The sequence below is a fragment of the Pedococcus sp. P2_E5 genome (genome assembly GCF_056403895.1).
Window position 1 is genome coordinate 1 of sequence record NZ_JBFUEP010000011.1, and the last position, 12,392, is coordinate 12,392.

A 12,392-nucleotide genomic window follows, 5' to 3' on the forward strand; every position below is an offset into this window, starting at 1 on the left:
GCCCGCGGCCGCTCGGGTCGCGGGGGCGGCGGGGGCGGCGGGGGCGGCCTGGGCGGCGCTGCCGGCCTGACCCTCTCCGGCCGAGGCCCGCCACTGCTCGGGGACCGCTGAGGCGTCACGGGCGGACAGCACACCCGACAGGGCCAGGTCGTTCCAGACGTGCTGCTCGTGCACGAGCCCTTCCCGCAGCACGAACCGGTCCACGTAGCGAACGTTCTCGAACAGCACGCCGTGCAGGTTCTCGCCGAACAGGGTTCCGGTGGAGACGACGACCACGGAACCGTCGGGACCTGCTGCGCTGTCGTAGTGGTCCCGCACCTTGTCCACACGGCGGTACCGCGCGGCGCCCGAGGTGCGGACATCCGAGAGCGACCGGTGCACGGCTCCGCCAGGGAAGACGATCACCGCACCTGGGGCCAGGTGGCGCTCGGCGCGCTCCCAGCGACCTGCGCCGATCGAGGCGAGGAAGTCCTCGACCACGTCGACCGCCCGGCGCAGCCCGACTCCATCGCTCACGACGGCTCCTCCGTCGGGCCCTGGCCGGCCGCACGACAGATGGCCCGCTTGATCGAGCCGTATCCCGTACAGCGGCACAGGTTGCCGTTGATGGCCTCGTCGACCTGCCGGGAGTCTGGGTTGGGCTGTCGTTCCAACAGCTCGCACGCGGCGAGCACCATTCCCGGTATGCAGTAGCCGCACTGGAACGCGAATTCGTCCCAGAACGCCTGTTGCACCGGGTGCAGTGCTCCGTCGGCGCCGCGCAGGCCCTCGATCGTCGTCACCTCCACGCCGTCCGCCGTGGCAGCCAGGACCGAGCAGGACTTGGCCGTCCGTCCGTCGAGGAGGACCGTGCACGCTCCGCAGTCCCCTGTCAGGCAGCCGACGTTCGTCCCGGTCAGGCCGAGCTCCTCGCGCACGGCGTGCACCAACAGAGTGCGCGGATCGATGTCCAACTCGTGCGGAACGCCGTTGACGCGCAACGTAATCCGCATCGTGGTACTAGTCATCATTGCCCTCCTGGCAGGCGGCGAGAACGGCGCGCACAGCGACGACCGGAGCCACATCAGAGCGGTATGCCGCGTCGGCGAGCACGTCCGACCACGGTTCGGTGAGAACTCGCCCGACGTGCTCCCGCACGTGTGACCGCCACATCACTTCGCTGCCGCTCGTCGGTGGTCGGTCGACCTCCAGCTGGAGGGGGGTGGCGGCGACTCCGCCCAAGGCGACCCGCACCGGTCGGTCGTGGAGGGCCACTGCCGCCGCCGTGGCGATCGGCCAGCTGCCCTCCGCGAGCTTGAGCTTGACGTAGCCGGTGCGGCTTCCCTCGAGCAGGCGGGGAATGACTACCTCCCTCAACACCTCGTCCGGACGGCGGACGGTGCGAAAGGCATCCAGGGCAAACTCGTGCGCAGGCACGTCACGGTCCCCACGGGAGCTGGAAAGCCGCATGACGGCCTCGTGGGCAACGAGCGCGGCCAGCACCTCGGAGGAGGGATTGGCATAGCTCGCCGACCCACCGATGGTGCCGCGGTTCCGGATCTGCGGTCCACCGGTCACGCCGGCCGCAACGGCGCGCAGGAGCGCGGGCACGACGGCCCGGGGATGGTCCAGGAGCTCGGCATACGTGGTCATCGCACCGATCGCGACGCCGTCGTCTCGCGGCTCGACGTAGGAGAGCCCGGCCGCCACCAGGTCCACGACCATCCCTGGACGGGTCCTGCCATGAGTCATGTCCGGCACGAGCATCGTGCCGCCGCCGAGCACGACCGGGTCCTCGCCACGCACGAGGGCGCCCACGACATCGGCGATCCCTTCGGGGCGCACGTAGTCAAAAAGTCGCGTGATCACTCGGCCCCAGCCTCTCTGAGGAGGCGCAGCACGACCGGTGGGGGCAACGGGATCTCACGGACCTCGACCCCGAAGGGCTCAAGGGCGTCCTCGACCGCGTTGGCCACTGCCGCCTGCGCGCCGCCGACGCCGGCCTCGCCTGCGCCTTTGTTGCCGTACGTGGTGAATGGGCTGGGGGTGACCTGGTGGACCATCCGGACATGGGGGACGTCGGCGGCACGGGGCAACAGGTAGGTCTTGAACCGGTCGGTCAGCAGCCGTCCCTCGTCGTCGAAGCGCAACGCTTCGGTGAGTGCTCCTCCGAGCCCCATCACGACCGCCCCGTACGCCTGACCCTCGACCAGCGCGGGGTTGATCATGGTCCCGCAGTCGTGGGCGAGCACGTAGTCGAGGAAACGCACGACGCCGGTCTCGGCATCGACCTCCACGACAGCGGCATGCAGGCAGCTGGAGTAGGTGGGATACGGCTGGATCCGGCCCTGGGCGTCCGGCTTGTGGTCGATGTTGCCCGGCTTGTAGGCGCGGGTGGACTCGAGCACCGGTTCGATGTCGTCGGCCACGGCGAAGGCGCGGGTCAGGATCGCCTCGGCCACGTCGGCGACAGGGATACGGCGAGCCGGCTCCGAGCGGACGCTCACGAAACCGTCCGCAACCTCGACGTCATCCGCGAGCGCGGTGAGCAGGCGTGCCCCGACCGTCGCCAACCGGTCGCGAACGTCGCGGGCGGCGAGTGCAGCAGAACCCCCTCCGACGACCATGCTCCGGCCGCTGAAGTTGCCGAAGCCAGCGGGACACTGGCCGGTGTCGCCCTGGACCATCCGGATCGAGCCGATGGGGACGCCGAGTTCGCGCGACACCACCTGGGCGATCCCCGTGTCGTTGCCCCCGCCGGGGGACGTGACACCAGTAAGGACGGTCACGGTTCCAGTCATGTCCATCCTGACGGTCGTGACGTCGAAGCCGGACACCAGCGACCCCGGGCCGTCCGCCGACTCTGGCGTGAGCTCGAATGCCAGGCCGAGACCGACATATCTCCCGCGCGCGCGCCCGTCGCGCTGCATGGCGCGCACGGCCTCGACATCGACGGCGGTCAGGACCTTGTCCAGCAAACCCTCGTAGTCACCGCTGTCGACGTTCAACCCGGTGGCGGTGCGGAACGGGAACTCGTCCGCGCGGATGATGTTGATCCGCCGGACCTCGGCCGGGTCCAGGCCAAGGCGCTTCGACACCATGTCGACTGCGCGCTCCATCACGAAGTGGGCGGCGTCCTTGCCGAACCCGCGGGCGGCGTTGAGGGGCGGCTTGTTCGTCGCGACGATGTGGAGGTCGACGTCGACGTCCAGCAACCGGTAACAGGACGGGAGCGTCGTCGCCGACATGTTGGGCATCGCCCAGCCCGGCTGGGCCGACAGCGCTCCGCAGTCTGCGACGATCCGGTCGCGCAGAGCGACCAGCCGACCGTCTGCCGTGGCCCCCACGCTGAGGTGGTGCACCTGCTGACGCGCCCCGGCCATCAGCGTTTCCCGACGGTCCTCGATCCACTTCACCGGGGCCCCGGTGATGCGGGACGCGAGCGCGACCAGTGTCTCCTCGGGGTTACCTTGCATCTTCAGCCCAAAGCTGCCGCCGATCTTCGCGGTCACGATGCGGATCTGGTTCTCGGGCAGGCCCAGGCTGACCGACAGCATCCACCGCAGCTGGTGGGGGTTCTGGCACGAGCCGTGCACGGTGAGAAGCTCGTCCGCAGCGTCCCACGAGGCCACGTACCCGCGCGGCTCGATCGGCGAGGTGGTCTGGCGGGCGATGGTGAGGGTCTCGTGGATCACCACGTCGGACCGGGCGAGCGCGGCGTCGACATCCCCCTGCCCATAGGTCTGGTGCAGCACCACGTTGTCGGCCCAGGCCTCGTACACCCGAGGCGATCCCGGTTGCAGCGCCTCCTGCGCGTCGAGTACGGGCGGCTCGGAGTCGAGTGCAAGCCTGACCATTGCCCCGGCCGCCTCAGCCTCGCGGCGGCTCCGGGCCACGACGGCCGCCAGGGGCTGGCCCGCATGGACGACGGCATCCACTGCGAGACAACGGATCTCCGTGTTGACCCCACCTCGCGCGACCGGGTCGATGAAGTAGGGGATCGGCCCCGCGTGGTTGGCGGCCTCCTTGCCATCGAAGGCGGCCACCACTCCGGGTGCCCGGCGCGCTTCCTCGAGGTCGACGCCCACGATCCGAGCCCTCGCCACGGGGCTCCGGACGACGAACAGGTACAGCATTCCAGGCAGGACGATGTCGTCGACATACCTGGCCCGCCCGGTCAGCAGCTGTTCGCCGTCGGTGCGTGGTTGGGAGGCGCCGACGAGACCGCCGGCCATCGTCGTGTGCGTGGTCGTCATGACGGCCTCAGGGCAGCACGACGCGGACGCGCAACCCGAGTCGGTGTTGGGGAGACCTTTTCTCGACGTCGTACATGTTGAGCTCGCCGTTCTCGTCGAGCGGCTGCTGCAGCCCGAGGGTGAGCCGTTCGTGGCTGGTGATGAGGAACATCTGGCCGTTGACCGAAGGGAACGGAGGTTCGTGCCACGTGCCGCGAAACAGGTTGACGGAGACGTCGCCCGGCACGTGGAAAGCCTTGATGGCATCCAGCGAGGGGAACCCGTTCTCCTCCGGCGCCCCGGGCTCCGCCACGACTGCGACGTAGGGCTGCCCGCCGAGGGGGATCATGGTCTGGGTCATCTCGACATGGCGTTCGAGGTACCTCAGGTCCTCACCACGCTGGCCGACGCGGAAGACCAGGAACTCGGGCGTGGTGTCGGACTCGAGCCGGACGGGCCCGTGGACCGCGTTGGCTCCGGAGTAGAAGTTGATCGGCAGCCGCGGTGTCGCATCGAGGGAGAGGACCTCGCCGAACGGCGCGAACGCCTCGGCGGTGAGCTCCTGCGGGACGATGGTGTGCAGCGTGTTGCGGGGATCGCTCATCTCGGTGTCCTTTCCGTGGTGGAGCGCAGCAGGGCGGTGAGCTCGCGAACGCTCGGCGTCCATGACGGATCCAGGATCAGCTGTGCTGCCTCGGTTGAGGCCTCACGACCCAGGACCGGGTCGGTGTAGGCGTGGTACTTGCTCAGGAGCTCCTCACGTGTCAACGGTGCCCTCGCGTCACCCGCGGGGAGGTCGACCGTTGTCGTCCGTGTGCCGCCGTCGCGCGTCCTGATCGTGACCCTGCTGGCGGTGAAGTCGGGATATCGCGCCTCGAGGTCCGGGGCCGTTCGCAGGGTCACGAGCCGTGCCAGCGTCTGCACCTGCGGGTCGTCGATGGCGTCCCGTGCGTACTGACGCCCCGTCACTTCGCCGTGGACGATCGCCGCCGCGGTGACGAAGGGCAGGCTCAAGGTGCAGGCGATGGCCGAAGCGCCGGTCGAGACGTGACGGTCGACGAGTGCTTGGGCCACGGCATACGCCTCCACGTCCACCGCCTCCACGTCGACGGCCGCGATGCCGTGCTCGCTCACCAGCTGTGCCGCGGCCTGCGCCGCGGCATGGGTATGCCGGCAGCCCGCGAAACGCTTCTGATGGACGTCCAGCACGGTCCAGTTCTCGCCCAGCTGGTCCAGGACACGGGGATCCATCCGGTCCCCGCCGAGCAGGTCGACCAGCCCGCGGGGCGCCTCGACGACCTCGGGCCACCCGGTCAGGCCCTCGGCCGCGGCCAGGGCACCCTCGGCGCCWGCCCTGGCCAGCTGTCCGGCGAAGGCCGGCTTGGCCGTCCACCCACCGAAGATCGAGTCGATCAGGACAGCGGGGACGAAGTACGAAGCCGCACCCATCGCAGCCGCGGTGCCGCGCGCGTCCAGACCGAGCAACCGTGCGCCTCCCGCGGCGGCGCCGTAGCCCGCCGCCGGTGGGAACCAACCCCGGGCCGTCGCCGCAGGGTGCAGGGCCCGCCCGATCCGGTTCGCGACCTCGTACGAGGCCGTGGCTGCCGTCAGCAGGTCCAGCAGTGACGCGTCCACGTGCTCGGCGACGGCGAGCAGTGCCGGGAGCAGGTGTGAAGGGTGAAAGCCTCCGAAGCGGTAGCCGTCCTGGTGCTCCAGCACGTCGCCGGCGATCCCGTTGCAGAAGGCGGCATCGGGCACGGAGGTGAGCATCGATCCACCCAGAATCGACGCGACCGGGTGTGCGCCGCGTTCGCGCACCGGCTTCGCGAGCGCTTCGACCTCGGGCAGCTGCGTACCACCGACCACAGCCCCGACGAAGTCCAGGAACAGGTTCCGGACCTTGATCGAGACCTCGTCCGGGATGTCGGCAGGGCGCAAGTCGGCAACGAAATGCGCCAGCCCCGCTGTCGCAGCGTGGGGTGGGGCAGTCACGGGTGTTCGCCGAGCTGACCGCGCAGGCGCACGACCGTCTCGCCGAAGCGTGGGTCCTTGGACAGGTCGATGGGCCGGGGGCGCGCGAAGTYCACGGGGACCACGTCCTGGATACGTCCCGGACGATGCGAGAGCAGCACCACCCGGTCGGCGAGGAAGACCGCCTCGGAGATCGAGTGCGTGACGAGCACCACCGTCTTGCCCGTGTCGAGCCAGAGCTGCTGGAGCATGACGTTCATCTGGTCGCGCGTCATGGCGTCCAGGGCTCCGAAGGGCTCGTCCATGAGCAGGATCCCCGGTTGGTGGATCAGCGCACGGGCGATCGCGACGCGCTGCTGCATGCCACCGGACAGGGCTCGCGGGTGGTGGTCGAGAAAGTCCTGCAGCCCGACCTGCTCAGCAAGCTCCGCTGCACGACGCCGTCGCTCGTCCCGCTTGACGCCAAGGACCTCGAGCGGCAGTGCGATGTTCTTCCAGACCGTGCGCCACGGCAGGAGATTCGCCTGCTGGAACACGAATCCGAGCGACCCGAGAGCATCCTGGGACGGCTGGGCACTGTTGGGCGCGAACAACGGCGCGCCGCCGATCTCGATGCTTCCCGAGGTGGGCGTGATCAACCCGCCCAGCATCCGCAGCAGCGTGGTCTTGCCGCAACCCGAGGGCCCCAGCAGCACCACGAACTCCCCCGGACGGATCTCCAGGTCGGTTGCCTCGAGGGCCCGGACATCGCCCGCATGCGTTGCATAGGTCTTGCTGACGCCGCGGATGGAGATTGCCGCACCGGAGCCCGAACGTACAGCGGGCTGGAGCACCTTGTCGCTGGCCATGTCCACTCCACGGTCGTTGCTGGTCACGGGGTCGAGGCTCATGCTGCTACTCACCGTGGGCCTTCCTTGCGAGGAGTTCCCAGGTGCCGTCCGCCGGCGGTTCTCGGTACTCGGTCGTCGTGGGACCGTCGGACCGGATGAACGACATTGTCCCACCGCGCGAGTAGAGGGGCCCGTGAAAGACGTCCGGGGATCGGAAGAAGTAGGCGCCCTCACGCATCACACCGCGCGAGCCCATGAGGACGTCACCGAAGACCTTGAACGACTCTTCGTACACCGGGTGAGACTCCTCAAGGGCGCTCTTCCAGCCCGGCATCATCGCTGCGAGATACACCAGCACGCCCTCGGCCTGGCGCAACGTCTTGACGGCGACCCCGGGCTCGAGCTCGACGTCCCCGCTCCACGTAGCCGGTTGCCACGGGATGTCCTCCGGCCGGAGGCGGGTCAGTCCGTCGACGGCGTCACCGACGTCGGTCCACCGCGCCGGACCCCAGAAGCCGCAGTAGAGAACCAGTCCGGTGACCGACGGCTGCAGGTCGAAGGGGGCGCCGGCAGGCACGTAGACGTAGTCGCCGGTGAGAAGCGGCTCGCCGTCGAGGGTGCCCTCACCACTCACCACGTAGATGTCGACATCGCACTCGAGGCGGCCCTCCTGACGGTCGGCCACTCTCAGCAGGAAGGTCTCGGCACCACTGGCCGCGCTGCGGCTGAGCACGCGCTTGAGGCCGCCACCCCGGTGCCCGAAGGTACCGGGTTCGGCCCAGGCCGCAGGCACGTCCTGGCTCTGCACGAAGTCGACGTTGTCCCTGTCCCACATGTCACAAACTCCCTGGTCTCGTATCGGCGCCTGCCACGTCGCGGACGGCAAGCCGTCCGAACGCCAAGGCGGGGGTCACACTCATTCCGCTCACGAAAGACTTGCCGGACAGCGAGCTTCCGCCGATCGCCTCGCCAGCGGCGTAGAGGTTCTCGATGACGCCGTTCTCGCCTCGGACGCGAAGCCGCTCATCCACCGCCAGCCCAGCCGGACTCTTCAGCGTCGACCCGTGGTTGCGCACGGCAAAGAAGGGCGGTTCGACCACGGGGCCGAGGAGGCTGCGGCGACCCAGCCCGTCGTGACCGTCAGCCACCGACCGGTTCCAGGCAGACACGGTGTCGAGCAACCCGTCCGCGTCGATTCCGGCCTTCGTCGCCAGCGAGCGCAGGTTATCCGCCGTCGTGAAGGAAGGGTGGGATTCGAAGGCGGCGGCGAGGTCCTCGGGCTTCCACGTGGGAAACAGCGGCGGGGCCTTGGTCGCCGTCACCGAGTCGTACACGATCCAGAAGGTGAGTCCCGGCTGCTCCAGCAGCGCGTTCTCGCGGACGTCGACGCTGTCGGAGTCCTCGGCCACGAACCGTCGGCCCTCGGAGTTCACGTGGATCTCCCACGGCGCTCGGTCCTGGGGAGTCAGTGCCGGGAAGTCGTCCAGGCCAACGGTTTCCCAGGAACTGTCCGCGGCCAGCACGCCGCCGTACGTGGGCAGGAACAGGTCCTCGCCCCGGACCTGGGCACCGACCTCCTGCGCCGCGACGATCCCCTGCCCTCGTGAGGTGGGGGATGCCGGTCCGACCAGGGGGGCACCCTTGGTCAGCTTCGCGAACAGCTCGGGGTCACCGGCGTAGCCCCCCGTGGTGAGCAGAACCGCTCCGGAGGTCACCTCTCGCTCCGTGCCGTCCGCGGATCGCAGCCGGACTCCGGAAACGCCATCGGGGCCGTGCAGCAGGGACGTGAGACGCGTCTGCATCTGCACGGTCACGTCGCCCGTGCGCGTTGCCTTTTCGAATGCGGGAATGAGGACGTCCAGCACCGATCGGCCACCTCGGCGGCCCCAGTACGTGCGCGGCAGCGAGTACGGCTCGTGGAAGTGCAGGATGGCAGGCGACGCCGGGTCGACGTCGAAGCCCATCCCCAGGAGCCACTCAATGACGCGGGGGGCGTGGTTCACCGCCAGGCGCACCAGCGTCGGGTCAGCGGTTCCCTTGCTGATGCGCATGACGTCGTCGAAGTGCAGGTGCGGCTCGTCGCGGATGCCCTTGGCCCGCTGCAGGGACGTCCCGGCCGCCGACATCTGGGCCCACGAGCGCCACAGGGTGCCTCCGAGCCGGTCCGATCCCTCGACGACGAGGACCTTCAGGCCGAGGCCTGACGCCTCGATGGCCGCAGGCATCCCTGCCGTACCGGCACCAACCACCACCAGGTCGAAGTCACTCACCGTGGACCTTTCTGACAGGAGGTGCGTGGCCGCCGCATGCTCAGATCGCGTCGACGAACTTGGCGGTGACGAAGTCCGACAGGGGACGAGCGGTGTCCTTGACCATGCCGGCCTCACGCAGGAGCTTGAGGCCCGACTCCCACGCTGGCATGTCGATGCTCAGGAACTTGCCGTTGGCGGGCGTGGAGACAGCGACCTCGGCCTTGACCTTCATGGCCGCGAGCTCCTTGTCCTGGACCTCGATCGGGTTGAAGGCCTTCACGGCCGACAGGACCTTGTCGATGTTGCTCTCCTGGGCCATGAACTCCCATCCCTTGCGACAGGCGCCCAGGAAGTCGGTGATGATCTGCCCCTGACTCTCGGCGTCGCTCTTCTTGACGAAGTAGCTGTCGCCGGGCATGGGGGCGAAATCGCCGGTGTTGAGGTAGTGCAGGTCGACCTTCATCTTCTTGAAGGCCGTCTCCGACCCGATGAACGTGATGAAGCCGTCGACCTCGCCGCGGCGGAGGAACTCCAACGAGCCCGCGTCCGCGCCGGTGACCTTCTTGGTGACGTTCTTGGGGTCGAGGCCAGCGGCCACCGACATCGCATCGAGCAGCAGCTCGGTGGTGCCGCCCTTGGAGATGACACCGATCGACTTGCCCTGCCAGTCCTTCGGGTGCTTCAGCGGCTTGGCCGGGTCGGAGGCGACGCTGTACTGGCTCTTGTGGTCCTTCTGCCCGACCGTGATGATCTCCGTGCCCTGGTCTGCGATCAGGGGTGCCGTGATGATCGCCGCGGCCTTGCCGAAGACGCCCTGGCCCGCCGCCACCTGGGACACGGAGCTCGCCGTCCCCGTGCCACCGACCGGTGTGATGAAGAGGCCGGCTTCCTCGAAGTACCCCTCTTGGCTGGCGACGTACACGTCGGCGTGGGAAATGATGTGCTGGAAGGGCGTCACGTAGACGAGGTTCTTCAGCTTCGCGTTGCCCGGCGACTTGCCGGCGGTGCTCGTAGCTCCTCCGTTGGCGCAGCCAACGAGCACAGATCCTCCCGCCACGCTCGAGACGACGATGAGGCCACTGGTGGTCAGGAAGCTACGACGATCCATGGGGGGAACTCCTGTCAACTGCTGGACGGCGCGGCGGGGGCCGGACCGGTCGTGGGGTTCTCGATCCCAGTGACAACGACGCCTGTGCAATCTCGGTCGTTTCGCTGATCGGAACGGTGTACCGCCACGCGATGAGATTAGGCGACGGCTGGGCACAGGTCAAGAGTCTGTTTCGGAACTGAGACCCAGGCCTCAGAGCGCTGTCCCGGATCCGGCATACCGACCGGGGCTAGCCATCTCGGGCGCGAGCACCACATGCGCTGCGGCCCGAGCACGCCGAGCACGCCGGGAACGCCGGGAACGCCGGGAACGCCGGGAACGCCGGGAACGCGGAGAGCACCGCTCGATCGAGCGGCGCTCAGTGATCGCCCTCCACGCGACCCCTCACCTCTGAGGGGTGGCGCCTACTCGCCGCGGTAGCCCAGCTGGCGGGAGATGTTCTTGGCCGCCTCGGCCACGAGGGGGCCGAACCGGTCGATCTTGGCGCTGTCGATGCGATTCACGGGGCCGCACACGGAGATCGAACCCTGAACCTTGCCGGTGGCGTCGTGGATGGCAGCAGCCACCGACGCCGCGCCGGCCTGGCGCTCCCCCAGGCTGACCGAGAAGCCACGGCGGGAGATCTCGGCAAGCTCGCGAAGCAGTTCGTCCGGGTCCGTGATCGTGACGCCGGTCAATGCGTCCAAGGACACCGAGTGGACGTATCGCCGTTGCTGCTCGACATCCAGGGCAGCGAGGATCGCCTTGGACGAGCCTCCCGCGTGCAGGGGGTACAGCCGGCCGAGCTGCACCGACATCCGGATTTCCTGCGGGGAAAGCACCTGCGAGAGGTACATCCGCTTGTCTCCGTATCGGGCCGACAGCGTCGCTGTCTCATCGGTCTCCTCGACGAGGCGCTCCAGGAACGGCTGAGCCACCTTGGGCACCTCGATCTGGGCGAGTGCCGCGAGGCCGACGCTGACGGCGCCGGGACCGAGCCGGTAACGCCTGAGCTTCTCGTCGAAGGAGAAGAAGTCGGCGGCGACCAACGTACGGACCACGCGGTGAACGACCGCCTTGCTGAGGCCCAGCGATCGCGCCAGCTCGGAGACGCCGACGTCCGGTTCGTTGGACGAGGCCACCTCATAGATGACCTGCATGGCACGGTCGATTCCGCTGCTGGTCGAGTTCTCGTCATCGGGCACGCCGGGATCATTCCACGTTGCAGCCGGAAGTATCCAAGAAACCTGAGCACACCGCCGTTGCCACGGGTGCGACCACGCGTGTGCTAGAACGTTGGCGTGCAGCACAGGACCCTGGTGGTCGGCGGTGACGGAGGGATCGGGCGCGCCTGCGTCACCCAGTTCCTGGCGCAAGGGGACGACGTCGTGGTGATCGACCGCGCCCGCGGTCACGACGCAGCCGACCCGGCCTCGGTCGCCGCCGCCCTCACCGGCGTGGACAGCATCACCAACGTCGTGCACGCGGCTGGCTCGGTTGGTTCTGGCGGCATCGAGGAGACCTCGGTCGAGGACTGGAGCCGCGTCATCTACGACAACCTCACGTCCGCGTTCGTGGTGTGCCGGCAGGTGCTCCCGCTCATGGGTCGGGGCGGATCCGTCGTCCTGCTCAGCTCGGTGAACGGCAGGCACGGGGGGAACCGCCTGTCAGGACCTGCCTACGCGACCGCGAAGGCAGGGTTGATCGGACTGACCAGGCACCTTGCCAAGGATCAGGCGAGCCGCGGCATCCGAGTGAATGCGATTGCGCCCGGACCGGTGTCCAGCCCGATGTTGGACCGGCTCACCCACGACGAACTGGCTGCCCTGCTCACACAGGTCCCACTGGGGCACGTGGCCTCGCCGGATGAGGTGGCCGGCACGGCAGCCTGGCTGTGCTCCTCTGCGGGCTCCTCGGTCACCGGGGCGATCATCGACCTCAACGGCGGGATGTGGATGGGATGACGCGGACAGCGGTGACCTCGTCATGAATGGTGTTGAACAGCAACACATTCGTGCAGCCTTCGCTCGCGCCCAGT

12 protein-coding genes are annotated in these 12,392 nt (G+C 68.7%); 1 reads left to right on the forward strand and 11 read right to left on the reverse strand.

The features are described 5' to 3' along the window. The 11 genes from AC1DVZ_RS05175 to AC1DVZ_RS05225 form a co-directional block, all read right to left on the reverse strand. On the reverse strand, nucleotides 1–516 hold a 516-nt coding region (locus tag AC1DVZ_RS05175), incomplete at its 3' end, for a nuclear transport factor 2-like protein (RefSeq protein WP_477617111.1). Beyond that, on the reverse strand, nucleotides 513–1,007 hold the full coding sequence (locus AC1DVZ_RS05180; protein WP_477617112.1) for a (2Fe-2S)-binding protein: 495 nt from the start codon (nucleotides 1,005–1,007) through the stop codon (nucleotides 513–515). The genes AC1DVZ_RS05180 and AC1DVZ_RS05175, both read right to left, overlap by 4 nt. After that, entirely contained in the window at nucleotides 1,000–1,848 is an 849-nt protein-coding gene (locus tag AC1DVZ_RS05185) for an FAD binding domain-containing protein (RefSeq protein ID WP_477617113.1), read from the reverse strand. Before AC1DVZ_RS05185 ends, AC1DVZ_RS05180 begins: the two co-directional genes overlap by 8 nt. Then, nucleotides 1,845–4,235, reverse strand: a complete 2,391-nt coding sequence (locus AC1DVZ_RS05190) for a xanthine dehydrogenase family protein molybdopterin-binding subunit (RefSeq protein WP_477617114.1) — start codon at nucleotides 4,233–4,235, stop codon at nucleotides 1,845–1,847. The genes AC1DVZ_RS05185 and AC1DVZ_RS05190 overlap by 4 nt, the downstream gene beginning before the upstream one ends. Before the next feature lie 7 nt (nucleotides 4,236–4,242). After that, nucleotides 4,243–4,818: an ureidoglycolate lyase gene (locus AC1DVZ_RS05195; protein WP_477617115.1), complete on the reverse strand. Its 576-nt coding sequence runs from the start codon at nucleotides 4,816–4,818 to the stop codon at nucleotides 4,243–4,245. After that, a complete protein-coding gene (locus AC1DVZ_RS05200; RefSeq protein ID WP_477617116.1) occupies nucleotides 4,815–6,206 on the reverse strand; it encodes an MmgE/PrpD family protein in 1,392 nt (463 codons plus the stop codon). The genes AC1DVZ_RS05195 and AC1DVZ_RS05200 overlap by 4 nt, the downstream gene beginning before the upstream one ends. Beyond that, the gene (locus tag AC1DVZ_RS05205) at nucleotides 6,203–7,075 is read right to left on the reverse strand and encodes an ABC transporter ATP-binding protein (RefSeq protein ID WP_477617117.1); all 873 of its coding nucleotides are present in this window, start codon (nucleotides 7,073–7,075) and stop codon (nucleotides 6,203–6,205) included. The genes AC1DVZ_RS05200 and AC1DVZ_RS05205 overlap by 4 nt, the downstream gene beginning before the upstream one ends. A 4-nt stretch (nucleotides 7,076–7,079) precedes the next feature. After that, complete coding sequence (locus AC1DVZ_RS05210; RefSeq protein ID WP_477617118.1) at nucleotides 7,080–7,850, reverse strand: hypothetical protein; 771 nt, start codon at nucleotides 7,848–7,850, stop codon at nucleotides 7,080–7,082. Between the two features lies 1 nt (nucleotide 7,851). Continuing rightward, nucleotides 7,852–9,285, reverse strand: coding sequence for an FAD-dependent oxidoreductase (locus AC1DVZ_RS05215; protein ID WP_477617119.1), 1,434 nt, complete (start codon nucleotides 9,283–9,285; stop codon nucleotides 7,852–7,854). Nucleotides 9,286–9,325: 40 nt separating this feature from the next. Continuing rightward, nucleotides 9,326–10,375: an ABC transporter substrate-binding protein gene (locus AC1DVZ_RS05220; protein WP_477617120.1), complete on the reverse strand. Its 1,050-nt coding sequence runs from the start codon at nucleotides 10,373–10,375 to the stop codon at nucleotides 9,326–9,328. Between the two features lie 404 nt (nucleotides 10,376–10,779). Further along, the gene (locus tag AC1DVZ_RS05225; protein ID WP_477617121.1) at nucleotides 10,780–11,559 is read right to left on the reverse strand and encodes an IclR family transcriptional regulator; all 780 of its coding nucleotides are present in this window, start codon (nucleotides 11,557–11,559) and stop codon (nucleotides 10,780–10,782) included. A gap of 96 nt (nucleotides 11,560–11,655) precedes the next feature. On the opposite strand from AC1DVZ_RS05225, the gene AC1DVZ_RS05230 reads away from it, so the two are divergent. Then, the gene (locus tag AC1DVZ_RS05230) at nucleotides 11,656–12,318 is read left to right on the forward strand and encodes an SDR family NAD(P)-dependent oxidoreductase (protein ID WP_477617122.1); all 663 of its coding nucleotides are present in this window, start codon (nucleotides 11,656–11,658) and stop codon (nucleotides 12,316–12,318) included. The last annotated feature ends 74 nt before the right edge of the window (nucleotides 12,319–12,392 follow it).

What these genes read in the sequence shown, in the direction of transcription:
- AC1DVZ_RS05220 (WP_477617120.1), bottom strand. Translation starts at nt 10,375, where the DNA reads ATGGATCGTCGTAGCTTCCTGACCACCAGTGGCCTCATCGTCGTCTCG.
- AC1DVZ_RS05210 (WP_477617118.1), bottom strand. Translation starts at nt 7,850, where the DNA reads ATGTGGGACAGGGACAACGTCGACTTCGTGCAGAGCCAGGACGTGCCT.
- AC1DVZ_RS05180 (WP_477617112.1), bottom strand. Translation starts at nt 1,007, where the DNA reads ATGACTAGTACCACGATGCGGATTACGTTGCGCGTCAACGGCGTTCCG.
- AC1DVZ_RS05190 (WP_477617114.1), bottom strand. Translation starts at nt 4,235, where the DNA reads ATGACGACCACGCACACGACGATGGCCGGCGGTCTCGTCGGCGCCTCC.
- AC1DVZ_RS05195 (WP_477617115.1), bottom strand. Translation starts at nt 4,818, where the DNA reads ATGAGCGATCCCCGCAACACGCTGCACACCATCGTCCCGCAGGAGCTC.